The sequence below is a fragment of the Providencia sp. PROV116 genome, from assembly GCF_028482485.1.
Classification (GTDB): domain Bacteria; phylum Pseudomonadota; class Gammaproteobacteria; order Enterobacterales; family Enterobacteriaceae; genus Providencia; species Providencia rettgeri.
Window position 1 is genome coordinate 58,962 of record NZ_JAMPQO010000007.1, and the last position, 23,291, is coordinate 82,252.

Annotated in this window: 26 protein-coding genes; 12 read left to right on the forward strand and 14 right to left on the reverse strand. The window is 43.2% G+C overall.

What is annotated here, in order from left to right; translation table 11 throughout:
* Window positions 1-142: 142 nt before the first annotated feature.
* The 11 genes from flgB (at window position 143) to flgL (ending at window position 10,425) form a co-directional block, all read left to right on the forward strand.
* The gene (gene flgB / locus PSE72_RS06260; RefSeq protein ID WP_004255669.1) at window positions 143-556 is read left to right on the forward strand and encodes a flagellar basal body rod protein FlgB; all 414 of its coding nucleotides are present in this window, start codon (window positions 143-145) and stop codon (window positions 554-556) included.
* Between the two features lie 5 nt (window positions 557-561).
* On the forward strand, window positions 562-966 hold the full coding sequence (gene flgC / locus PSE72_RS06265; RefSeq protein ID WP_004909868.1) for a flagellar basal body rod protein FlgC: 405 nt from the start codon (window positions 562-564) through the stop codon (window positions 964-966).
* 12 nt (window positions 967-978) lie between these two features.
* Complete coding sequence (locus tag PSE72_RS06270) at window positions 979-1,836, forward strand: flagellar hook assembly protein FlgD (RefSeq protein ID WP_198641273.1); 858 nt, start codon at window positions 979-981, stop codon at window positions 1,834-1,836.
* Between the two features lie 27 nt (window positions 1,837-1,863).
* A complete protein-coding gene (flgE, locus tag PSE72_RS06275; protein ID WP_004909872.1) occupies window positions 1,864-3,132 on the forward strand; it encodes a flagellar hook protein FlgE in 1,269 nt (422 codons plus the stop codon).
* Window positions 3,133-3,147: 15 nt separating this feature from the next.
* Window positions 3,148-3,903, forward strand: coding sequence for a flagellar basal body rod protein FlgF (locus PSE72_RS06280; protein ID WP_198641272.1), 756 nt, complete (start codon window positions 3,148-3,150; stop codon window positions 3,901-3,903).
* 18 nt (window positions 3,904-3,921) lie between these two features.
* A complete protein-coding gene (gene flgG, locus PSE72_RS06285; RefSeq protein WP_004909875.1) occupies window positions 3,922-4,704 on the forward strand; it encodes a flagellar basal-body rod protein FlgG in 783 nt (260 codons plus the stop codon).
* Window positions 4,705-4,774: 70 nt separating this feature from the next.
* Window positions 4,775-5,557, forward strand: a complete 783-nt coding sequence (locus PSE72_RS06290; RefSeq protein ID WP_004909879.1) for a flagellar basal body L-ring protein FlgH — start codon at window positions 4,775-4,777, stop codon at window positions 5,555-5,557.
* A gap of 35 nt (window positions 5,558-5,592) precedes the next feature.
* Window positions 5,593-6,696, forward strand: a complete 1,104-nt coding sequence (locus PSE72_RS06295; protein WP_004909881.1) for a flagellar basal body P-ring protein FlgI — start codon at window positions 5,593-5,595, stop codon at window positions 6,694-6,696.
* Entirely contained in the window at window positions 6,696-7,676 is a 981-nt protein-coding gene (gene flgJ, locus PSE72_RS06300; protein ID WP_198641271.1) for a flagellar assembly peptidoglycan hydrolase FlgJ, read from the forward strand. The genes PSE72_RS06295 and flgJ overlap by 1 nt, the downstream gene beginning before the upstream one ends.
* A gap of 141 nt (window positions 7,677-7,817) precedes the next feature.
* Entirely contained in the window at window positions 7,818-9,461 is a 1,644-nt protein-coding gene (flgK, locus tag PSE72_RS06305; RefSeq protein ID WP_272673617.1) for a flagellar hook-associated protein FlgK, read from the forward strand.
* Window positions 9,462-9,489: 28 nt separating this feature from the next.
* A complete protein-coding gene (gene flgL, locus PSE72_RS06310) occupies window positions 9,490-10,425 on the forward strand; it encodes a flagellar hook-associated protein FlgL (RefSeq protein ID WP_004909889.1) in 936 nt (311 codons plus the stop codon).
* A 416-nt stretch (window positions 10,426-10,841) separates the two neighbouring features.
* Here flgL and fliR read toward each other — a convergent pair whose 3' ends face one another.
* From fliR to fliF, 13 genes are all read right to left on the reverse strand, one after another.
* Window positions 10,842-11,621: a flagellar biosynthetic protein FliR gene (fliR, locus tag PSE72_RS06315; RefSeq protein WP_272690927.1), complete on the reverse strand. Its 780-nt coding sequence runs from the start codon at window positions 11,619-11,621 to the stop codon at window positions 10,842-10,844.
* A gap of 2 nt (window positions 11,622-11,623) precedes the next feature.
* Window positions 11,624-11,893 carry a flagellar biosynthesis protein FliQ gene (gene fliQ / locus PSE72_RS06320; protein ID WP_004255630.1) on the reverse strand — a complete coding sequence of 90 codons (270 nt, stop codon included), beginning with the start codon at window positions 11,891-11,893 and terminating at the stop codon, window positions 11,624-11,626.
* A gap of 22 nt (window positions 11,894-11,915) precedes the next feature.
* Window positions 11,916-12,659 carry a flagellar type III secretion system pore protein FliP gene (gene fliP, locus PSE72_RS06325; RefSeq protein WP_004909893.1) on the reverse strand — a complete coding sequence of 248 codons (744 nt, stop codon included), beginning with the start codon at window positions 12,657-12,659 and terminating at the stop codon, window positions 11,916-11,918.
* A 12-nt stretch (window positions 12,660-12,671) separates the two neighbouring features.
* A complete protein-coding gene (gene fliO, locus PSE72_RS06330; protein WP_213942876.1) occupies window positions 12,672-13,130 on the reverse strand; it encodes a flagellar biosynthetic protein FliO in 459 nt (152 codons plus the stop codon).
* 22 nt (window positions 13,131-13,152) lie between these two features.
* Window positions 13,153-13,569, reverse strand: coding sequence for a flagellar motor switch protein FliN (fliN, locus tag PSE72_RS06335; protein WP_198641268.1), 417 nt, complete (start codon window positions 13,567-13,569; stop codon window positions 13,153-13,155).
* Complete coding sequence (gene fliM / locus PSE72_RS06340) at window positions 13,562-14,569, reverse strand: flagellar motor switch protein FliM (protein ID WP_004909898.1); 1,008 nt, start codon at window positions 14,567-14,569, stop codon at window positions 13,562-13,564. Before fliM ends, fliN begins: the two co-directional genes overlap by 8 nt.
* 5 nt (window positions 14,570-14,574) lie before the next feature.
* Entirely contained in the window at window positions 14,575-15,054 is a 480-nt protein-coding gene (gene fliL / locus PSE72_RS06345) for a flagellar basal body-associated protein FliL (protein WP_109911167.1), read from the reverse strand.
* Between the two features lie 162 nt (window positions 15,055-15,216).
* Window positions 15,217-16,584, reverse strand: coding sequence for a flagellar hook-length control protein FliK (locus tag PSE72_RS06350; RefSeq protein ID WP_198641267.1), 1,368 nt, complete (start codon window positions 16,582-16,584; stop codon window positions 15,217-15,219).
* Window positions 16,585-17,028 (reverse strand): flagellar export protein FliJ, encoded by a 444-nt coding sequence (gene fliJ / locus PSE72_RS06355; RefSeq protein WP_198641266.1) that lies wholly within the window; start codon window positions 17,026-17,028, stop codon window positions 16,585-16,587.
* Window positions 17,029-17,039: 11 nt separating this feature from the next.
* Window positions 17,040-18,404: a flagellar protein export ATPase FliI gene (gene fliI / locus PSE72_RS06360; RefSeq protein ID WP_004909909.1), complete on the reverse strand. Its 1,365-nt coding sequence runs from the start codon at window positions 18,402-18,404 to the stop codon at window positions 17,040-17,042.
* Window positions 18,401-19,129: a flagellar assembly protein FliH gene (gene fliH / locus PSE72_RS06365; RefSeq protein WP_109911169.1), complete on the reverse strand. Its 729-nt coding sequence runs from the start codon at window positions 19,127-19,129 to the stop codon at window positions 18,401-18,403. The genes fliI and fliH overlap by 4 nt, the downstream gene beginning before the upstream one ends.
* Entirely contained in the window at window positions 19,122-20,114 is a 993-nt protein-coding gene (gene fliG, locus PSE72_RS06370; RefSeq protein WP_004909913.1) for a flagellar motor switch protein FliG, read from the reverse strand. Before fliG ends, fliH begins: the two co-directional genes overlap by 8 nt.
* Complete coding sequence (gene fliF, locus PSE72_RS06375) at window positions 20,111-21,796, reverse strand: flagellar basal-body MS-ring/collar protein FliF (RefSeq protein ID WP_198641265.1); 1,686 nt, start codon at window positions 21,794-21,796, stop codon at window positions 20,111-20,113. The genes fliG and fliF overlap by 4 nt, the downstream gene beginning before the upstream one ends.
* A gap of 246 nt (window positions 21,797-22,042) precedes the next feature.
* On the opposite strand from fliF, the gene fliE reads away from it, so the two are divergent.
* Window positions 22,043-22,354, forward strand: coding sequence for a flagellar hook-basal body complex protein FliE (fliE, locus tag PSE72_RS06380; RefSeq protein WP_102139625.1), 312 nt, complete (start codon window positions 22,043-22,045; stop codon window positions 22,352-22,354).
* Between the two features lie 438 nt (window positions 22,355-22,792).
* Here fliE and PSE72_RS06385 read toward each other — a convergent pair whose 3' ends face one another.
* On the reverse strand, window positions 22,793-22,924 hold the full coding sequence (locus PSE72_RS06385; RefSeq protein WP_198641264.1) for an entericidin A/B family lipoprotein: 132 nt from the start codon (window positions 22,922-22,924) through the stop codon (window positions 22,793-22,795).
* Window positions 22,925-23,291 lie beyond the last annotated feature (367 nt).

Below are 23,291 nucleotides of genomic sequence, written 5' to 3' on the forward strand. Positions count from 1 at the left end.
GAATGAGCCAAATAGGTCAATTATTTTGCCTTTATCTCGCCATTAGAATTTTTCGTAGGCCGCTAAGATATGCAGGTCGAATTTTAATTTTTACTCGCGAACGTTCAAATCAGGGATCGCGTTATCTCCATTGAGGGCCACTATGATTGATAAATTAAACGCCACGTTTGCTTTCCAGCAACAGGCTTTGTCAATACGCGAAGCAAGGCAGACCGTATTAGCTTCAAACATTGCTAATGCCGATACACCCGGCTACCAAGCACGTGATATTGACTTTAATCGTCAACTTCAACAAGCCATGGATAAAGGTGTGGTAGGGGGAAAAGGTGTGACTCTTGCTGTCACTTCGAAAGGGCATATCGAAGGGCGAGGAGGCAAAGCCCCCAATATTGACCTGAAATATCGAGTTCCTTACCAAACCTCAATGGATGGTAATACGGTAGATATGGACATTGAACGTAGCCAATTCGCAGATAACACCCTGAAATATCAGGCCGACCTTACATTCATCAATAGCCGCGTCAAAAGTATGTTGGCTGTCTTACAGCAAGGGTAATCTTCATGGCTTTACTGAGTATTTTTGATATCTCTGCATCAGCATTGACCGCGCAATCTCAACGCTTGAATGTCAGTGCGAGCAATATGGCAAATGCAGAAAGTATCGCAGGGCCTGATGGCCAACCATACCGTGCAAAACAAGTGGTTTTTCAAATGGCACCACAAGGGCGCCATGAAGTAGGTGGTGTACGTGTGAGCGAGTTGATAGAAGACCCTACGCCACCTCGTATGGAATATAAGCCCGGCCACCCGTCAGCGAATGAAAAAGGCTATGTGCAAATGCCAAATGTCGACATGGTCGGTGAAATGATCAACACCATTTCAGCTTCCCGTAGCTATCAAGCCAATTTAGAAGTGATGAATACAGCAAAAACCTTGCTGCAAAAGACACTCACAATAGGCCAGTAAGGGAGCATTTTCATGGGAATTGCAGCCACAATGTACGACCCTTTGGATAATACGACAGCTGGCCCTGAGCCAGCTGCGAGTAATGTGCCAAAGAAAAGTCAAAGTGACGATATGCGTGACACCTTTTTAAAAATGATTGTCACGCAGATGCAAAACCAAGACCCAACCAAGCCAATGGAAAACACGGATTTAACCAGCCAATTGGCGCAAATAGCCACGCTTGAAAGCATGAATAAACTCAGCGATAGCGTGAGTGGTATTTCCCAACAAATTGGTTCTGGTCAGTCATTACAAGCCACTCAGCTGGTTGGTAAAGGTGTGCTTATTCCGCGCAATGAAATCATCTTAGCGCCGCTCAAGAAAGAGAGCACAGGTGAAGACAGCAATGTGACTAAGCCATCAAACCCGCTTCCTGATGAAGGCATCAGCCCAGATAGCCCTTCAACATTTGGACTGAGTAATAAAGAGGCTATTGAAGGTGAAGAAGGCGGTGAAGAGCCGCAATCTGAATATATTTCTTCGCCGTTTGGTTTCTTTTTACCGAAATTGGCAGACAAAGTTGAAATTACTATTCGTGATAAAAACCGAATGGTTGTGCGAACCATTACCTATGATACGGAAGTTAAACCCGATATCTATGATATGGCGTGGGATGGTCGTGATAACAACGGAAACTTAGTCACAGATACAACAGGAAAATATTACTTTGATGTGAAAGCCGTCAGTTCGGGGGCTGAAATCGAAGTCACCAAACTGGGGTATACCCGTGTTAACGGTGTGACTCCAGGGGCTGACGCACCATTACTTGATGTTGGCATTGGGCAAAGTGTCCCGCTGAGCAGCATTTTCAAGGTTTATCCATCTTCTTAATTTACCCCCAATACTCATGGAGAAAATATGTCTTTTTCACAAGCAGTCAGTGGCTTAAATGCAGCCTCAGCGGGGCTTGATTCAATTGGTAATAATATTGCCAACTCCGCAACAAATGGTTTTAAAGGAGCGACAACCTCATTTGCAGATATGTTTGCAGGTTCAGGTGTTGGTCTCGGTGTTAATGTGGCCGCGGTGACACAAAATTTTAAAGATGGCCCAATCACGCGTACTGATAGAGCGACAGACGTTGCTATCTCCGGAAATGGCTTTTTCCGTGTACAAGACCAAAACGGTGATACTTATTACAGCCGAGATGGCCAATTCTTACGGGATAAAAGCGGTAACCTAGTGAATAACCAAGGTATGGTGGTCACAGGCTATCCTGCGAGTGTCGACGAAAAAGGCAATGTTACCATTCAAAGTGGTGGTGTACCTGAGGGCTTGAATATCCCAACGGATATGATGGATGCAAAAGCGTCGGAGCTAGCGAAATTAACTATTAACCTGAACTCAGAAGACAAAATCAAAGATAAAGCTTTCGATGTTGATAATCCTGATGATTCCGCGACTTACAATTTCAGTACAACCATGACGGCGTATGATAGCCAAGGTAACACGCATGAAATCTCTGTTTATTTTGTAAAAACAGCGGACAACAAGTGGACGGCTTACGCTAAAGATGCGAATGACACAGCAGCAACTAAGCTGGGGGATATGTCATTTGATGGTAACGGAAAATTGGTGACAGAAACGGTAACACCGGGCCCGAATCCAGGTGATGACCCTGTTGTAACGCCAATAGAAACAACGTTTGATTTTGCATACAAAGGGCTAAATGGTGCAAATGATGGCACCTTAAAAGTTGATTTAGGGAAAACTCGTCAACAAAAAGTCAGCGAATCTTCCGTCAGTGCGATTGATGTGAATGGTTATCCTGCTGGTGAATACACCACCTTTAAAATCGAAGATAACGGTTTGATTACCGCTAACTATTCTAACCAACAAAAACGTGTGGTTGGTCAAGTGGCGTTATCTGCGTTCGCAAACCCAAATGGTCTGGTATCCCAAGGTGGCAACGTTTGGGCCTCTTCCAACGCTTCTGGTAACCCAATGGACGGTGTTCCGGGTGTCGGCCAGTTTGGTAAATTAACCAGTGGTGCATTGGAATCCTCTAACGTGGATATGAGCCAAGAGTTAATTAGCATGATTGTGATGCAGCGTAATTACCAATCAAACGCGCAAACCATCAAAACACAAGATCAGATGTTACAGACGCTGGTTAACTTACGATAAAACAAGAGGGTGGCCATGGATCACGTCATTTATACCGCGATGGGGGGAGCGCGTCATGCGCTGGAAAACCAAGCGATTGTTTCAAATAACATTGCCAATGTGTCAACTGCAGGCTTTAAAGCGCAATTGTCCGCAATGCGTGCCGTTCCAATAAATGGTGACAGCGAGCAAACCAGAACGCTGGTGGTGGCATCGACTCCTGGGGCTGATATGAGCCAAGGGCCACTCAATTATACGGGTAAACAAACCGATGTTGCGTTAAACGATAAGCATTTTTTGGCTGTTGAGTTAGCCGATGGCACAGAGGCTTATACCCGTAACGGCAACATTCAAGTGTCTAGCGAAGGTGAACTTGTCATTGGCGAGCGCCGCTTACAAGGTGATGGTGGGCCGATTAACGTTCCGCCAAATGCAGAATTAACCATTGGTGCAGACGGGACAGTTACCGCACTTTTAGCCACTGACCCGCCAACGATGTTAGGGCAAATCGGGCGTTTGAAAGTGGTTGAAGCGCAGCCTCAAGACTTGATCCGTGGCGAAGATGGTTTGTTCCATTTATCACCACAAGGGCAAGCGGCAAATGGCAATGCTTTACCACAAAGTGAACGAGGAATTGTCACCTCGGGAGTCATTGAAGGCAGTAATGTCAATGCCGCGGAAGCGATGGTTTCTATGATTGCTAATGCAAGGCACTTTGAAATGCAAATGAAAGTTGTCCGCAGTGCTGATGAAAATGCACAACGGGCGAACCAATTGCTCGCTGTTAGCTAATTTCACAAAGGAATTATTATGATCCGCTCATTATGGATTGCCAAAACAGGGCTTGATGCTCAACAAACTAACCTTGATGTTATTTCCAATAACTTAGCCAATGTTAGTACGAATGGTTTTAAACGCCAACGTGCTGTTTTTGAAGATTTAATGTACCAAAATATTCGCCAACCGGGTGCCATGAGTTCAGAACAAACTTCGTTACCGTCTGGTTTACAAATGGGTACGGGGTCGCGCCCTGTTGCCACAATGCGTATTCACGCGCAAGGCGCATTAAATAAAACGGGAAATACCAATGATATCGCTATCAGAGGCCAAGGTTTTTTACATGTGCAAATGCCGGATGGTACAGATGCTTATACTCGTGATGGGGCATTACAGCCAAACCAAGATGGCCAGTTAGTGACCTCAAGTGGTTATCAAATCGTTCCTGCGATTATGATCCCCGATAACGCGAATAGCTTGTCAATTGCGCGCGATGGTACCGTGACTATCACTGTATATGGCGATAACCAACCACAGCAAATTGGCCAAATAACATTAACCACCTTCATCAATGACGCCGGTTTGGAAAGTATGGGTGAAAACCTGTATATGGAAACGGCTAGTTCTGGTGCACCAAATGAGAGCGCACCAGGTACTAACGGCGCCGGTTTACTTTATCAACATATGTTAGAAACCTCTAACGTTAACGTGGCAGAAGAGTTGGTCAACATGATCCAAACTCAACGTGCTTATGAAATCAACAGTAAGGCGGTATCCGCTTCTGACCAAATGTTACAGCGCTTAACGCAATTGTAATTGGTAAAAAATACGTAAAAATAACTCATTGCGATAGTGATGAGTTATCAATGAGAGGGATCTCTTCGTGATGATAAAACGTACACAGCAGCAAAAGAGTAACATGATGATTGAAAGCGGCACGATTTCTCAACAGCAAAAAACAGCGTTGCTAACGCATTTCATAGCGCCTAAACAGGCAGGGTTACTTGCCATTTTGGTCTTAGTTACCAGCGGTTGTGCACAAATCAAATCGCGTCCATTAGTGGACACACAAACCACTGCAATTCCAACAGCACCGACAGCACCTGCACCCAATGGCTCGATATTTCAAAGCGCGCAACCCGCTTATTATGGTTATCAACCGTTGTTTGAAGACAGGCGCCCTCGTAATGTTGGCGATATTTTAACCATTAATTTGCAAGAAAACGTAAGTGCGAGCAAAAATTCCTCTGCGAATGCGAATCGTAGTGGGAAAACAGGTTTCTTAGCTGCGATCTTACCGGGTTTCATGCAAGGGTGGATTGGCGGTAAAAACACAGAATTAGATATTAAAGGTAACAGTGACTTTAGCGGCAAAGGCGGTGCCAATGCCAACAACACCTTTAAAGGCACCATTACTGTCACAGTAGATCAATTATTGGCGAACGGTAACTTACATGTGGTTGGTGAGAAACGTATCGCGATAAACCAAGGTACTGAGTCGATTCGTTTCTCGGGAGTGGTTAACCCACGCACAATTGGTTCAGACAATCATGTGAGTTCGACACAAGTCGCTGATGCACGTATTGAATATGTGGGCGACGGCTATATTAACGAATCGCAAAACATGGGATGGCTACAACGCTTTTTCTTAAATGTTTCGCCTTATTAATTAAACATTAGCGAGAAAACAGCCGAGATAATTCAATGAAAAACAAAGTATTAATTTTGCTATCACTATTTTTTTGCTTCGCTTTTTCAGCATACAGTGAGCGTATTAAAGATTTAACTACCGTACAAGGTGTACGAGATAACGCGTTGATTGGCTATGGTTTAGTCGTTGGTCTGGATGGGACAGGTGACCAAACCATGCAAACGCCGTTTACCACACAAAGCTTGAATAACATGCTGTCACAAATGGGGATTACGGTTCCGCCGGGTACCAATATGCAATTAAAGAATGTGGCAGCGGTCATGGTCACCGCGAAATTGCCGCCTTTTGCACGTACTGGGCAGTCCGTAGATATTGTTGTTTCCTCAATGGGTAACGCGAAAAGCTTACGTGGTGGTACGCTGCTGATGACCCCCCTAAAAGGGGTAGATGGGCAAATTTATGCAATGGCTCAGGGTAACATCTTAGTGGGTGGTGCGGGTGCCAGTGGCGGTGGGAGTAGTATTAAGGTTAATCAACTCAATGGTGGCCGTATTACAGGTGGAGCGACTATTGAGCGCGAATTACCGAGCAGTTTCGGGCAAAACGGTGCGATTAACCTGCAATTAAACGAAGATAGCTTCACATTGGCACAAGATATTGCTGATGCAATTAACCGTATGGGCGGTATGGGGACTGCATCGGCGTTAGATTCAAGAACGGTACAACTACTGGTGCCTGCCAATAACCGTGACCAAGTGCGTTTTTTAGCCCGGGTACAGGAACTGAATGTACGTGCGCCAGTGGCTGAAGCGAAAGTCATTCTCAATTCGCGTACGGGATCTGTAGTGATTAACCGCAGTGTCACTTTAGATAGCTGTGCTGTTGCACACGGCAGTTTAGCGGTTACGGTAGAAAGACAAACTCAAGTTAGCCAACCGGATACCCCATTTGCGGGAGGGCAAACCGTAGTGACTCGTAATACCAATGTTGGGGTGCGTGATCAAGGTGGGGCGCTGCAAAAAGTCAATGCAAGTGTGCAATTAAACCAAGTTATTCAAGCACTGAATACACTCGGTGCAACACCAAACGACTTGATGTCGATATTACAAGCGATGGAAAGCGCAGGGTGTTTACGCGCGAAACTGGAGATCATCTAATGAGTGACATGCAGCTATTGCAAGGTGCCGCATTTGATTTACAGTCACTGGGGCAGTTAAAAGGTGAATTGAATAAAAATTCGGAGCAAGGGCTGCGCCATGTCACGCAGCAACTTGAGGCAACATTCGTTCAATTGATGCTAAAAAGTATGCGTGACGCACTCCCGCAAGATGGCTTATTTTCTAGCGACCAAACTCGTATGCTGACCAGTATGTATGACCAGCAAATCGCCCAAGATCTTTCGCAAAAAGGTTTAGGCTTCGGGGAAATGATGTACCAGCAGCTTACTCGAGACCAACACACTCCAAGCGAGCCAACATCCAACAGCCTGCTACCGTTAGATGAAAAAACAGCGCAATCATTACCACCATTTAATATGGAACAAATGATGCGCCACTTTGCGCCAATGGGCGATGCACTATCGGCACCATTCCAAAAAATCAAAGCATTATCGCTTAACAGCAGCAATTTTATTAGCCGATTAATTGGCCCCGCAAAAGCCGCGAGCCAAGACAGCGGTATTTCACATTTTTTGGTCTTGGCACAGGCGGCATTAGAAAGTGGTTGGGGTCAGCGAGAAATTCTGAAGTCAGATGGAAAAACCAGTCATAACTTATTTGGGATCAAAGCGGGAAAAAACTGGCAAGGGCCTGTCACGAATATTATGACAACAGAAGTGATTAACGGCAAAACCATCAAAATGCGTGATGATTTCCGCGTTTATGGCTCTTATGAGGAGGCGATTGCGGATTATATCAATCTATTGACAGAAAACCCACGTTATAAAGACGTCAAAAAAGCGCCGACACCAGAGATTGCTGCACGCCGTTTACATCAAGCAGGATATGCCACAGACCCGAGCTATTCGGACAAATTGATCACCTTGATTAATCAAATACGTGGTCATCAACCAATAGGTAGTCATTCTGCTTCAAGGGCTGTACAGGCTTATACCATAGATTTGAACGATATCTTCTAAAAATACGGAATTATTGGGAGTTTGGACTAAACAATTACGCTGAATTTCCGATAACCAAATATGCTCTAAATAATTTGAGTTGCTATCGCTTTCATTGTGTCAGCCAATGGTGGCGATAAGCACCCAGAACAGGAAAAGCTTATGCTGAACAATGTAATGAATAATGCGCTCAGTGGTGTGAACGCTGCACAAGGCGGGTTAAGTGTTATTTCTAACAACTTAGCCAACGCCGGTGTGGGTTACTATCACCGCCAAAGTGCTGTTTTCGGGGAGAATCCCGGTACGATGACACCTAATGGCTATTTTGGTAACGGCACTTATTTCAGCCATGTTCGCCGTGAGTTTGATGAATTTATCAATGCGCAGTACAGCCAATCCCGCGCACGTAGTGGCGACTATGAGGCGTACGTTAAGAATTGTAATAAAGTTGATGATTTGCTTACTAATGATATTGAAGATATCTCAAGCAATATTGGTAGCTTTTTCACCGCGTTAGATGCCGCTACCAGTGATGCAAGTGACAAAACGTTGATTGACGTTTTTTTAGGCAATTCAAATGCATTACTAAGCCAGTTTAAAGAAGCGGATCGTCGTCTGCAGGAAATGGAACGCGATACCAATCATCAGATAGAAAATAAAGTAAAAGACATCAATATCTACGCTGAAAAAATTGCCGGCTTAAACCAGCAAATTTCACGGATCCGTTCAGTAAGTGGTTCAGAGCCAAACGATTTATTAGACGTGCGTGACCGTTTAGTCAATGAAATTAACTCATTAATTGGAGTGAAGGTTATTGAGCAAAACGGTAACTATAATGTGACCTTTGCCAATGGTTTACCACTAGTCACGGGGGAGAAAGCTAATCGTCTGGAAGCGGTTCCGTCTTCTAAAGATGATAGCCGTTTTAGTATTGGCTTTGTTGGAGCTAATGGCCAAGTCCGCGAAATTCCTGACGAATCATTTCGTGGTGGGGAACTTAGTGGTATCTTGCGTTCTCGCCAAGAAGTCATGGACCCGGCTTATCAAAAACTCAATAAGTTAGCATTGGTTTTCGCGACTAAATTTAATGAAGTACATAGCAAAGGTTATGATGCCAACGGCAACACGGGCAAAGACTTCTTTGAAATTGGTAAAGGTACTGTCGTTAGTAACACCCATAATAGTGGCAAAGCGGACTTTGATCTCAGTTATAGCGATGTGTCTAAAGTCACAGGCAATAACTACGAAATGCGTTTTGACGGCAGTGAATGGAATGTCACACGTTTACCAGAAGGTACCAAAGTACCTGTGGATTCAAATACGGCAGGGACACTGAAATTTGATGGTTTAGAAATCAAAATCAGCAATAGTACGGGTATGTCAAAAGGTGACTCATTTCTGGTGAAGCCAGTGAGTGGTGTGATCAACGGTATGCAGACCTTGGTCAGCAATGCATCCGATTTTGCGGCAGCGGGAAGCAAAGACAGTGGCCCTGGTGACAATGAAAACATTAAAGAACTGGTTAAATTACAAGACGAAAAACTGATTGATGGTAGTTCTACGTTTTCCGATTTCTATGCAACGTTAGTTAATGATGTGGGTAGTAAAACCAAACAAGCGCAAATTGATTCAGAAACACAGAACAAGATGACCGAGAGCTTCTATGAGCAAGAACAAGCTATCTCGGGCGTGAATATGAATGAAGAAAGTATTCAGATGCAGAAAATCCAACAGTTTTTCAATGCCAATGCGCAAGTGCTAAAAACGGTGGATGATTTATTTAACGCATTGATGCGTGCATTCTAAATATTAGCGATAGGATAAGGATTTAGCGATGCGTTTAAGTACCAATATGATTTATCACCAACGCTTGCAAGACATGAATAGTGCGCAAGCGCGTTGGATGGATGCAGGGAGCCAATTAGCTTCTGGTAAGCGTGTAAGCAAGCCTTCTGATGACCCCCAAGCATCTTCGCAAGCGGTGCGGATTAATCAGTCAGAAAACCGTAACCAACAATATGTAGCAAGCCGTGGATTTGCGAAAACGGGAATGACATTGCAAATGAGTATTTTGACTCAGATGACGGATGTGACGACGCAAATCGATACCACGATTATTCAGGCATCAAACCAAGGTGCTTTAAGCGATAAAGACCGCAATACTTTGGCTGAACAGCTAACGGGTTTAAAAGAGCAATTAGTGGCGTTAGGTAACTCGACAGATGGAAATGGTCGGTATATTTTTGCGGGTTTTAAATCAGATAAACCGCCATTTGAAATTGATGCTAGTGGTGAAGTGCTCTATCACGGTGGTGATAAAGCCATTATGCAGAATGTGGCGAGTGACCGTGAGATGACAACCTATTTCACCGGTGCGCAAGTGTTTGATACAGACAGTAATGGTGTGGTCAATATTTTTAAAGCGTTGAACACGGGTATCGAATCACTGAAAAAACCATTGCAAGGCGCACCACAAGCAGATTTAGACCAAGCGCAAGCAGAGTTGGGTGAAGCGAACAGTGCCATCAAGTCCGCATTAGATCAAATTTCCAACATTGAAGCTAAGCAAGGTCTACAGCTACAGGAAATTGATAAATTAGACTTTTTAGCTGACACGCGCTCGATTCAAAATGCGGCCCGTAAAAGTGAGTTGTTAGAAACCAACTGGACTGGCACCACCACAGATTATTATAAAGAAAAAGCGATGTTTGAAGCTTCACAAAGTATTTTTAAAGACTTAAACAGCATGTCACTTTTCGGCAGCCGTTAATTATTTAATATTATTTTTACTCACCGCGCTTTGGAGTGATCCAAGCGCGGTTTTTTGTTTTTGAGGAGTATTTATATTCAGGCTCTAAGAAAGAGCCAATTAGCCCAATTTTTGCTTTTTAAAAATCCATCGATTAAACAATAGGTTATAGGTTTAGTTGAAAACAAAGGTATTTTGCTGTTTTTGGCTTAATTTATTGTATTTATTCACTTTGATCGATTTTTTTATAGTTCACTGCCATATAGGCGGCTTTTTGTTAAATTATTCACCTGAAATAAATAATGGGTTATTAATTTTAGGGTAGGAGGTACTAATGAATTTTGAATTCGAAATACATTTTTATGGAATTTAATTTAATAATTAGAGTTACTAAATGGTTTTATTAACTAATTAATTCATAAAATAAGTATCGATACTCAAACAAACAAATTAAACATCAGCGATAGCTGCTCAAATGCTTGGTGGATAAGCCGTTCAGTGTAGCGGGGAAGTATGGAAATAATCAACCCTAACATACTGATACCGATGGTTAATGTAAGGGGGAAGCCTACTACAAACACGGATAGCTGTGGGGTCATTCGGTTTAGAATACCGAGAGCAAGGTTAAGAATGAGAAATAGTGTAATGAACGGCAGTGCTAGCATTAACCCATTAATAAATATAGTGTTAGCAAATTGAACAAACACCCAAAAACCATCGCGATTTAATGGTGTGGTTTGAATTGGGATAAGTTCAAATGAATTGACCACAATATAAATAAGCCACAGGTGCCCATCGAAAGCGAGAAACAATAAAATGGTGATGACGTTAAATATGCGCCCTAAAATCGGCATATTAGGTCCACCGGTCGGGTCAAAAAAGGTGGCGAACGATAACCCCATTTGCAAACCAATCACTTCTCCCGCATGGCGCACGGCAGCAAATGCCATTTGCATTGTGAGTCCCATCGCAATACCAATCACCATTTGCTGCACGATAACCCATAGCCCCATGGCAGAAAATAGGGGAATATTTACGACAGGAAGTTGTGGGGAAACAATCAAGACGACAAAAAAAGCCAATGCAACGCGAACTTTGGTAATTGCCTGTTTTTCATTAAAAAAGGGCGCTGTACCAAGCAGCGCCAAAAGGCGTATAAAAGGGTAGAAACCTTGGCTTAGCCACAATGTGAGTGTTTCGCTGGTGATAGTGAGCATTGTTAGCCAATAATAAACGGTAAATTGCTCAATAATGACCGCATATAATCGGTAAGCAAGTTCAGCATCCAGGGCCCTGCAATAATAATCACAGAAATGACCGATAAAATTTTAGGGATAAAAGATAGCGTCATTTCATTCACTTGTGTGGCGGCTTGCAGTAAGCTGATAATTAAACCTGCGGCTAAAGCGGCTAATAACAAGGGAGCCGCTAGCATCAGTGCGATTTTCATCGCCTCAGTTCCCATCGCCATCACTGATTCAGGTGTCATAACTACTCCGAGTAAAATAATCCTAATTAAAAAAGCTTTGCGATAATGAGCCAAGTAATAATTGCCAGCCATCAACCAAAACAAACAACATTAATTTAAATGGCAAGGAAACTGTTGCAGGTGGAACCATCATCATTCCTAATGCCATTAAAACACTGGCAACCACTAAGTCGATGATTAAAAATGGAATAAAAATGGTAAAACCAATTTGGAATGCGGTTTTTAATTCGCTGGTAATAAAAGCGGGCACTAAAATACGTAACGGAACATCTTTCGCTTCTTGAATTTCACCGACTTTAGCTATCCTTGCAAACAGGGCCAAGTCGGATTCTCGCGTTTGCCCTAGCATGAAGGTTCTTAATGGTGCAGTGCCTTTCTCTAAAGCGGTTTCGAGGCTAATTTTATCTTCGCTAAACGGCTGGTAGGCTTCGCGGTAAACTTGGTCAGCAACGGGTGACATCACAAAAAAGGTCAAAAATAGCGCCAAGCCGAGTAAGACTTGATTCGGAGGCGCGGAGGGCGTTCCGAGTGCATTACGCAATAAACCTAAAACAATAATGATGCGAGTAAAACTGGTCATCATTAACAATAAGGCCGGAATAAAGCCTAATAAGGTCAAAAATAATAGGGTTTGAACGGGTAAAGACCAAGTTTGTCCCCCATCTGCTAAAGAATGGCTAATAACGGCAGGTAGTGCCGCAGAAGCTGAATTCGGCAGTAAAAACAAGAGAGCAGTAATCGTGAAAAGAGATTTTAGAGGTAACATGAGTGCTTCCGATTACTTATGCATAGATGTCACTGAAGCTGCAAATTTTGCAGCCTCTTGTTTTTTCTTTAATAAAGACTGAAATGTGAGCGGTTCAGCTGGCAATACCGTTGTGCTTTCAGGTTCTGATGAATATTGGTGTAACAGGCTGATATTTTGTGCGGTAACACCTAATACTAAGCACTCATTATTCACCTCAACCACCACAATGCGTTCTTTATTTCCTAATGAGCAGCGGCTTTTGACTTTTATGATTTGCTCATTGCCCATTTTTTTTGGCGCAAATCCTAATTTTTTCACCAACCAAGCCCCTGCTAATATCAATAAAATAATCCCCCCTAAAGTACCGGATATCTGCGTTAAGCTATCATTATGGTCAATAGCAGCCGCATTAGGTTCACTTGAGGAAACGGTTGTTGATAAAAAAGGCACAGATGTCGGTGCCTGCTCAGTTTGATTGGATATTGCCATTATTAGCGACTCACGTTGTTAATTAACGACTTAAACGGCGCATACGTTCAGAAGGCGTGATGATATCAGTGATACGAATACCGTAATTGTCTGAAACCACAACCACTTCACCTTGCGCAATTAAATAGCCATTGATTAAAATATCCAGCGGCTCACCCGCTAAGCCATCCAGAGAAACCACTGAACCTTGGGATAAGCTCAGTAACTTTTTAATGGTCATTTTAGTGCGGCCCAATTCAACAGAAAGACGCACAGGGATGTCCATGATCATATCGATATCGGACAGCTGATTTAGCGGGTTTTGTCCATCAAAACTGTCGAAAGCCTGTGCACCAGCTGAGGCGGATTCCGCTTTTTTTTGCTGTTCCAGCGCTTCAGCCCATAGGTCTTCACTATCGTGATTGGTTGATGCATCAGGAGAGTTCTTCGCCTCACTCATTGGTACTTTCCTCATCTAGAGTGTTTAATACAGGGTTAATCAAATGTTCTACACGCAATGCATACTGGCCATTTTGAGTACCGTATTGACTGGTTAATACGGGAACACCATCAACATTAACGATGAGGCGGTCAGGTTTCTCAATTGGGATCACATCCCCTTTTTGCAGTTGCAGTAAGCGAGAAATTCGCATTGGAATGTCAACAAAGTTGGCAACCAATTCAAGTTCAGAGCGTTTTACTTGGGTAACAAGGTTAGTTACCCAAGTTTCATTTTCTTGGTGGCCTTGCTCCATTGGTGGGTTAATCAAGCGCTCACGCAATGGTTCGATCATGGCAATTGGAATACATATACTGAATTCACCAACGGTATTGCCTATCTCTACTAAAAACGGTGTGGTCACCACAATGTCATTAGGAGAGGTGGTGATATTGGTGAATTTGACTTGGATTTCAGAACGTACGTATTCCACTTCAATATCAGCAATTGGTTTCCAAGCATCGCGATAAGCCCCTAAAGCTAATTTGAGCATGCGATTGATAATGCGTTGTTCAGTATTAGTAAACTCTTTACCTTCTTGCCGTACAGGGAAGCGGCCATCTCCACCAAATAGGTTGTCGACAGCGATATAAACTAATGCGGGTTCAAAGGTAAACAATGCCGTACCGCGTAACGGAGGCATATGAATTAAATTGAGGTTGGTTGGTACCGGTAAATTACGCGCAAATTCATGATAAGGTTCAATTTTAATTCCGCCTACTGTAATGTCTGGGCTGCGGCGTAACATATTGAACAAACCCATACGGAACTGGCGAGCAAAACGTTCATTGATGATTTCGAGAGACTGCATTCGCTCACGAATAACCCGACGTTGAGTGTTCGGGTCGTAAGGGCGAACATTATCTTTCCCTTGAGTCTCTGGCACAGGCGTACTGCTTGATGGCGTATCATCATTAAGCAGCGCATCAATTTCGGCCTGAGATAAAATATTATCGCTCATGAATATTACCGCAGAATAAAAGTAGTAAATAACACATCAGAAATATCCTGATCGGTATCCCCCGGGATCAGGGTAGGGGTAAGAGTTTGCTTGATATCTTTCATTAACTGCAACTTACCTTCATGCGTCTCGATATTTTTTGCTTTTTGCTCTGAAAGCAGCAGTAACATACGGCTACGTACTTCAGGGAGGTATTCATGAAGTTGTTTACGCGATTTTTCATTCGCCAGTCGCAAGGTCACATGGATATAAAGCACACGATCCGGCGCATCGGCAGCACCGGTTAAATTGACGGTAAATGGCTCTAATTCCATAAAAATAGGTTGTGGCATGTTCGGACGCTTTTCTTCCTCATTCGCCGTTTGTGTGCCTTGTTGTGTCGTCCACCAGGTATAACCCCCAAACCCTGCACCAGCAAGGGCGATAAGGGTAAGTAGAATAAGCAACCCTTTGTTGGAACTTTTTGATTTTTTGCTCGACGACATTTAGCTGAATTCCTGTTTCTTGGATGCTAAACCCAAATGGGTTTTTACGTTATGATCTCTAGCATTATGGCTTGGTTGCCAAGAGTTAAAGGAGTGAAAAACGAAACAAAAAGGCGGTAACTCGGCGCTTTAGCTAGGAAATTACCGCAATTTGTTTATTTATTATGCAAAAGTGTTAATTCCACCTTGTCGTGATGCCGTTGTTATTGGTGTAACAGTGGCATTCGCTTCGCTGATACCAACAGCCCCCATGGATGGATGTGTTGCTTGAATTTGTCCATCGTGTTGGTGGGTATTTTGCTGCGAGCTATCAGACTGGTGGTTCAAGTTATCTTGGCCAACAGAGCCCTGAGCGAGATGAATACCACTTTCTTGTAATGCACTGCGTAGCACTGGCATCATCGACTCCATGGCGGCACGTACATGGCTATGTGGTGACACAAAATGCATCACCGCTTGGTTATCTTCGATACGTAAATGCACATTTAGTGAACCTAACTCTTCAGGATGCAAACGAATTTGCGCTTGAGAAACCCCTTGGCGAGAGAAAAACAGCATATGTTGGCTTAATTGCTGCTGCCATGCTTCGCTGCCTAATTGGCTGGCTAAATGCAGGGTTGGTGTAGCCGTCGGCGCATTCATCGTTGCCGCTTGGGCTGTTGATGTGGTTGGCATCATGCTAATCGGCGCAGTTGTTGTATGTTGTGACGATGTGGTGGTAAAAGCACCAGTTTCAGTTTGTAAGGTAAACGCACCTTTTGTGGTTTGGTTTAGGGTATCGCTTGAAACATTTTGTAGGTTTAATGCGGGTTCTTTATCACTCACTTTTTTATTCAATGCCATAAAATCGGTAGTTAAATTTTTGCCACGTATATCTTTTGGGTTATCAAGGGGAAAAAGAGATTGGTCACGACGTTCTTCTTTTTCATTCTTAATAAATACCCCAAGCTCTGGACTGTCTTCTTCGCCTGCCAACTGTAACTGTGAACCCTCAAGATGCTTGCCATCATCTTGATTAATGATGCCATTCGCATTATCCGTTAGATGTTGCATTTTTTGACTAAATGCGCCTAATGCCGGATGAGCTTCAGTTCGGATTGTAGTATTCGCCGCTGTTTGTACTTGGCCTGCTAATGACTGTTTCAAGCTATTTAACCATGCTTGCTCGTTGGCGTCTTTACCAGTCAATAAGTCAGTATTAAGGGCAGTTTGTACACTATCTGCCCGTAGGTTACGGCTAAAATTGAGTTGTTCTATGGCACTTTCAGCCGTTTTTTGTCCAGCTTGGGTTTGCTCTATCGTTTCTTTACTCGCTATTGCCAATTTGTTGTCGACAATGTCTTTATTAAGAGCTTCTTCATTAACAGGTTGATTGGTAACGTTTTGTTTTTCAATCGGTTGCTGGCTATCAAGCATGGCTTGAAAGGGAAGAGCAGGGGCTTGATTTTCATCAGCGCGCGATTCATTTTGTGGTAGATTGCCATTTTTTGTCGATGACGAAGCTGGCATATTCAGGGCGTTGATGTCCATTTATTGAGGTCTCCGTAAAGTCGCTCGTTGAGCAAACTCATCCATTTGCTTTTGTTCTAAGCGGTTTTGACGTTGGTATTCAGTATGTTCAGCGCGTTGAATTAACGTATCGAAGGCATTGACACGTTGATGTTTTTCTTGCCAATGACGGTTAGCGTCGTTAACCCGTTGTTCCCATAAATTCAGTTGCTGTTGCTGTTGCTCGATGGTCAGTTCCAATGTGACCAAAAATTGTTGATAATTCTGCCACTTATCCGATTCCATACCTGTATGCAAGGTTTGGTTGAGTTTTTGGCGATATTCGGATTGATAGTTTTCCAACATACTCAGTTGCTGCGCCATTTGTGTATGGGTTTGGCGTACTTGAGCTAACACTTTCGCTGCTTCTTCCGAGGCTTCAACAGCTAAGGTGAGTAATGTTGTTAAGGCATTATTTTTGGCCATTTATCCCCTCGTTATTCGTTGGGAACCACTTGTGTCAACTGTTCGCATGCGGTTTGATAATCACATCGCTCATCAATATCTTGCTGCAAAAACTTCGACATACGTGGGTAATATTGAATTGCCGTATCCAACATGGGGTCACTGCCCATGGCGTACGCACCGACGTTAATTAAATCTCGGTTGCGTTGGTAACTAGACGTTAACTGCTTGAAACGTTGAATTTTTCGGTAATGTTCTTTAGGAATGAGCTCCGTCATTGCTCGGCTGATGGATGCCTCGACATCAATCGCAGGGTAATGCCCTGACTCTGCCAGTGAACGTGAAAGAACAATATGGCCATCCAAAATGGCGCGAGCCGAGTCAGCAATTGGGTCTTGTTGGTCATCCCCTTCCGTTAAAACAGTATAGAAAGCGGTAATTGACCCACCATTTTTACCATTCCCCGCACGCTCAACTAATGCCGGTAACTTGGCAAACACAGAAGGTGGATAGCCTTTGGTTGCTGGTGGTTCACCTACGGCTAAGGCAATTTCCCGTTGTGCCATGCTGTAGCGGGTGAGTGAATCCATAATCAACAGCACACTTAAACCTTTATCGCGAAAATATTCAGCGATACGTGTGGCATAAGATGCGCCTTGCATTCGCAGCAGTGGTGAAACATCAGCGGGAGCCGCCACGACAACGGCGCGTTTTAAGCCATCAGCCCCTAAAATATTTTCAATGAAATCTTTGACTTCGCGCCCACGTTCACCGATCAACCCGACTACGATAATATCGGCTTGCGTAAAGCGTGCCATCATGCCAAGTAACACGCTTTTACCCACACCAGAGCCTGCAAATAGCCCCATGCGCTGGCCTCGACCAACCGTTAATAACGCATTGATTGCACGAACGCCGACATCCAATACACTGCTAATGGGCGTTCGCTCCAATGGGTTAATTGGTGGAGTGATTAATGGAGCACGTGTTTTTACCTCCAATGGGCCTTTGCCGTCTAATGGGTTACCTTGCGCATCAAGTACTCTGCCTAATAACTCATTACCAATGGGTAATAGGCGGCTAGTTTGCCCGTCATCGCCAGTTGATTGCGCATAAACACGTGCACCAGGTGCAATTCCTTCAAGGTCAGCAAGGGGCATCAATAACATTCTTGGGCCGTTAAAACCGACAACTTCACATACCACTTCGTCTGAACCGCCATTAATAGAGCGCTCAATAAAGCAGGTTGCCCCTAAAGGCATTTTAATACCTTCGGCTTCCATCACTAAGCCAGTGATTTTTGTGAGGCGGCCATAACGACGCACCATCGGGATCCCTTTCATCCGCGATTCTAAATCGTCCAACGAGGCAATCCAGCGTCCCAATCGTGCCGTCATGAAAAGCTCTCCGGTGCATATAAACGACACAATTCTTGCCAACGTGTCGCCACAGTCATATCAATTTCACCGTCTTCTGCGACGACTCGGCAACCACCGATATGCAGTTTAGGGTCAGCCACTAAGCGCCAGCCATTCAAGTTGAGTAGGGAACCGAGATGCTGCTCGATTAATTCAAAATGATTTGGGTTGACGTGCAGCTCAGGTTGCCCAGCAAAAATTGGTTTTTGCTGGAGTAAATGACTGATCTCTTCCAGTAATGCCGTACCATCACAGACGGTAGATTGGCCTAAGACTTGCTTAGCAGCGGTCAACGCTATCTGCAACAGCTTAGTGGTCACCACCGTATCAAAGGTATCGAGTGAATAATTGAACTCAGACAGCAATTTTTGCCATGTTTCAATCACGGGTTGTTGCATAGCGAGCGCTTGCTCACGGCCTTGCTCTTCTCCAGCGCGCAAGCCTTGCTCAAAGCCAGCTTGATAACCTTCTTGCTGGCCTTTTTCATGCCCTTGTTGGTAGCCGGTGCGCTGCGCATCTTCTTTTATGTTATCGAGCAAGTTAATTTGCTCTAACACTTCTTTCGGCTCAAGGCATGGGACTTTGGGGGCGTCAGGTTCAGGAACATCGCTTAATGCAGGAATGCCTGAGTTGAGATCCCATTGATTAAGCTCACGAAGCTGCCAAGGTTGCCATTGGTCATTTGGAATTGTTGACTTAGACATACACGTCGTCTCCACCACCTATAGCGATTTCGCCTTTTTCGACTAAACGACGAACGATAAGCAAAATGGCTTTTTGTTCGTTTTCCACTTGAGACATACGTACAGGAGAGCGAGATTCCAAATCGTCGCGTACGATTTCCGCTGCACGAGCGGCCATATTGTTGAGGAAGTGGTCGCGTAGAGCTTGGTTGCTGCCTTTGAGGGCAATAACCAGCGAGTCGGTCGAAACATCCTGCAAAATACGTTGAATGCTGCGATTGTCCACCTCGATAAGGTTTTCGAATAGGAACATTTCGTCAATAATACGTTGAGCCAGTTCACCATCGTAATCACGCATTGCATCGATAACGCTTTCTTCTTGCTGGCTTTTCATCAAGTTGATGATTTCTGCCGCAGTTCTTACGCCACCCATTTTGCTGCGCTTGAGGTTTTGACCATCCAGTAAATTGTTCAATACCTCAGTCAATTCCGCTAATGCCGCAGGTTGTACACCACCAAAGGTGGCGATACGTAACATAATATCGTTGCGTTGACGCTCTTCGAATAATTCAAGTACATCTGCTGCAAGGTTGCGTTTTAAATGAACCAAAATGGTGGCGATAATTTGAGGATGTTCATCGCGAATAATATCGGCAACGGTTTGTGGTTCCATATAGTTGAGGCTTTCGATCCCTGAGGTGGTTTCTTGTTTTTCAAAGATATCTTCCAGCAGGCTCGCAGCACGTTCTTCGCCCAGAGCCTTTATCAATACAGAACGCAGGTAATCGTTGGTGTTAATATTAAGCGCCGCAAATTGAATTGCGGACTCTTCAAATTCCGTTAACACTTCCGCCAGTTCATTATTTGAGATTTGGCGCATGTTTGACACCGCCATACTCAATTGCTGAACTTCTTTAGGGTTCAGGTGCTTAAACACTTCAGCAGCCTGATCTTCACCGAGTGTCATTAACATGACGGCACTTTTTTCTGTTCCACTTAAACTCATTGGGATTTTCCTAACCACTGACGGATAACCATTGCCACGATTTGTGGGTCTTTTTCTGCCATTTCACGTATGCGTTGGCTTTGGATTTCTGCGCTAACACGTTGACGAGTTAGGCGACGACGCGTTTGCTCATCCATATCTTCATCAATCACTTCATCAACCACGAGCGGGGTTTTCATTTGTGTTGCAACGAAAACTTCCGCATCGGCTTGAGCTTGCTGTGTTTTACGGTATTTAACCCATTGTGGTTTGATACCAAAACGCCACATAAACCAAGCAATAATGGCGATAAGCAGTATTTTTCCGTAATCCAGAAGCTGAGCAATAAATTGCGGGCTTTCAAGCAATGATGGCACTTCTTCAACAGGCGTCTCATTGGTAAACAATGAATTAGTAATGTTGAGAGAATCACCACGAGCAGAGGAAAAGCCCATGGCTTCGCGTGTCAATGCTTCAATTTGTTGCAGCATTTCTGGCGGCAATGGCTTCATTTCTGGACCATTTTCGCTATCTTGTGAATGGTAATTGACAATAACTGCGACCGAGAGCCTGTCGATGACACCAATTTGCCGTTGGGTATGACTAATTTTGCGATCTACCTCGTAATTTGTGGTTTCATCGCTTTGTGAGTTTGAGACGTTATTACGGTTATTTGCTGTTTGAGTGCCGTCTTTATTGTCTTTATTGGTTTCAATTGGTGCATTTGGTGCACTAACGGGTTGATTTGAAAGCGCTCCTGGTACTCCACCTGTTCCACCATTGTTATTTTGCATACTTTGGCTATTTTGGCGGGAACGAATAGCAGCGCTATCTGGCATTTGGTTAGGCTTATATTCCTCTGAAGTTTGCTCCACTTTAGAGAAATCCATTTGTGCGGTAACCTGTGCATGGATATTGGCGCGTCCCACGAGTGGCGATAAAATATCTTCAATACGCTGTTTGAGGTGTGACTCCATCTCTTTGGTCATTTTTATTTGCGCACTATTAGCGGACTGCTGGCTATTATCATTATTGGTCAGTAAACGACCTGCTTGGTCAACAATAATGACATTGCTTGCAGTTAATCCTGTGACACTGCTGGATACCATATGCACAATGGCACTAATTTGCCCCTCATCGAGCATTCTTCCTGGTAATAAACCGACCGTCACCGAAGCTGTTGGCAGCTTTTGCTCACGCACAAATAAGGTCGGTTTAGGAATCGCTAAATGTACCCGAGCACTTTGTACTGGGCTTAATGATTCAATAGTTCGAGAGAGTTCACCCTCTAGCGCACGTTGGTAGTTGATTTGTTCACTAAATTGGCTAATACCAAATTGTTCTTTATCTAATAATTCAAAACCGGTATTGCCACCTTTAGGTAAACCTGATTGAGCGAGCTTTAAACGTAATTCATGCACTTTATCTGCAGGAACTAAAATAGCGCTACCATTATCAGCAATTTGATATGGCACATTCATCTGAGTTAGCTGGCCAACAATATCGCCACCATCTTTAGCACTTAAATTGCTAAGAAGTACACGGTAGTCAGGGCTGCGTAACCAGAGGAGAAGGGCGACAATAATTGAAACAGCCGCAGCCGCCGCAATCATTAACGGTATTTTAGGATCAGCTTTAATCCTTTCAACTATAGAGGCAAAACCCTTTTTGGCCTCCCCCGTGTCTTTAGATGCGGCACTCATAAATATTCCCTGCTTGGCAGACTACTAGACGGATGAAAATACTTTTGGTGAAACAATGTTATTTCCCTCTTCGTAACGTCACTTTTTCACTTTGCTATTATTTCTTGTCTTGCGGGAATCTAATGACGGAATCAGCCTATAAAATTGGTGTTATTTATCGGCTTCAAGTTAAAAAGGGTGTGATAGGGTAAGCTGGCCAATATAGGTTAGTGAAAAATTCACAGTAATGAATAAGAAGAGAATCGAATGACAGTTCAAGCCATTGAAGGGGTTATTTCACAATTAAATGTAGTGGCAACCCAAGCCACTAATCCAATAAAACCAGCAATAGAGCCAGTTGGATTTGCTGACCATCTGGTTGCTTCTGTAAATCAAATTAATAAAACACGTAATGATTCTGCCAAGCAAGTTGAAAATTTCACGTTAGGAAAGCAAGATATTTCCTTGAATGATGTAATGGTCGATATGCAAAAGGCCAGTTTAAGTTTACAAATGGGTATTCAAGTGCGTAATAAGCTGGTGGCAGCGTATCAAGAAATTATGTCAATGCCAGTGTGATTGGTTTATCTATTTGAATAAGGTCAAGTCGTTGATAGTGATGACCGTATATTAACGTGTGTTAGAAAACATGGGCGTGGGAAACTGCGCTTGAGCAAATTCGGCAGGAGTGTGAGAAAAACATGGTTATATTTTAAAAGTGGCATTATTAGAATCTGATTTTTTTGTAGTTTCTTAGGCCTTCAGTTAATAGCTGATGGCTTTTATTTATAGAAAAACTGAAAAGCAAAGAAAAGCCCCAAATATCAAGGAAAAATAAACTGATACAATAGTTTAGAATACACTATCAGCATAGACTCTTTATAAAGGATTTACATGAATAAAGTGTAAGCAATACAGAAAAGAAAATACAAATTGGAGTCTCGTTAAATGAATAAGGAATACTAGAGGATTCAAAATAAATATACCCTCTAGCATTTGAAATAAGAGCATTAATTTTTATTGGGCCGCTCTTTGTATTGCTTTTCCTCCTGCTTCTATATCTTCACCAACACCTTTAGTGGTATTACAGGCAGTTAATGTGAAAGCAACAACTAATGAGCAAATGAGGAAATTTATTTTTTTTAACATATTATCTTCCTTTCAAGTTTAAAGTTATAAATTACAAAAGGTCATCTTTAATTATAGCAGAACAATTCGATGACTATTTTTAGCTGTATACAGCAGTAAGGTTAGGATTAAACCCTCATATTTTTGTGGAATTAGTATTGTTAGTGATACCTGACAAATGAAAATGAGCTGCTATATTTTAAGTGTTAGTACTTATTTTGGGTGATCAATCTACATTAGCAATAAAGGGTATACTCTATGATATTAAAAGAGCTATTTATCCGTATGCTTTATGTTTTTCAATACTTATTATTTGGTTTTCTTTTGTTATTATCATCAATAGCCTTACCTAATTGGTTAGGTAACGCCACAAGTTTTTTGTAGGATT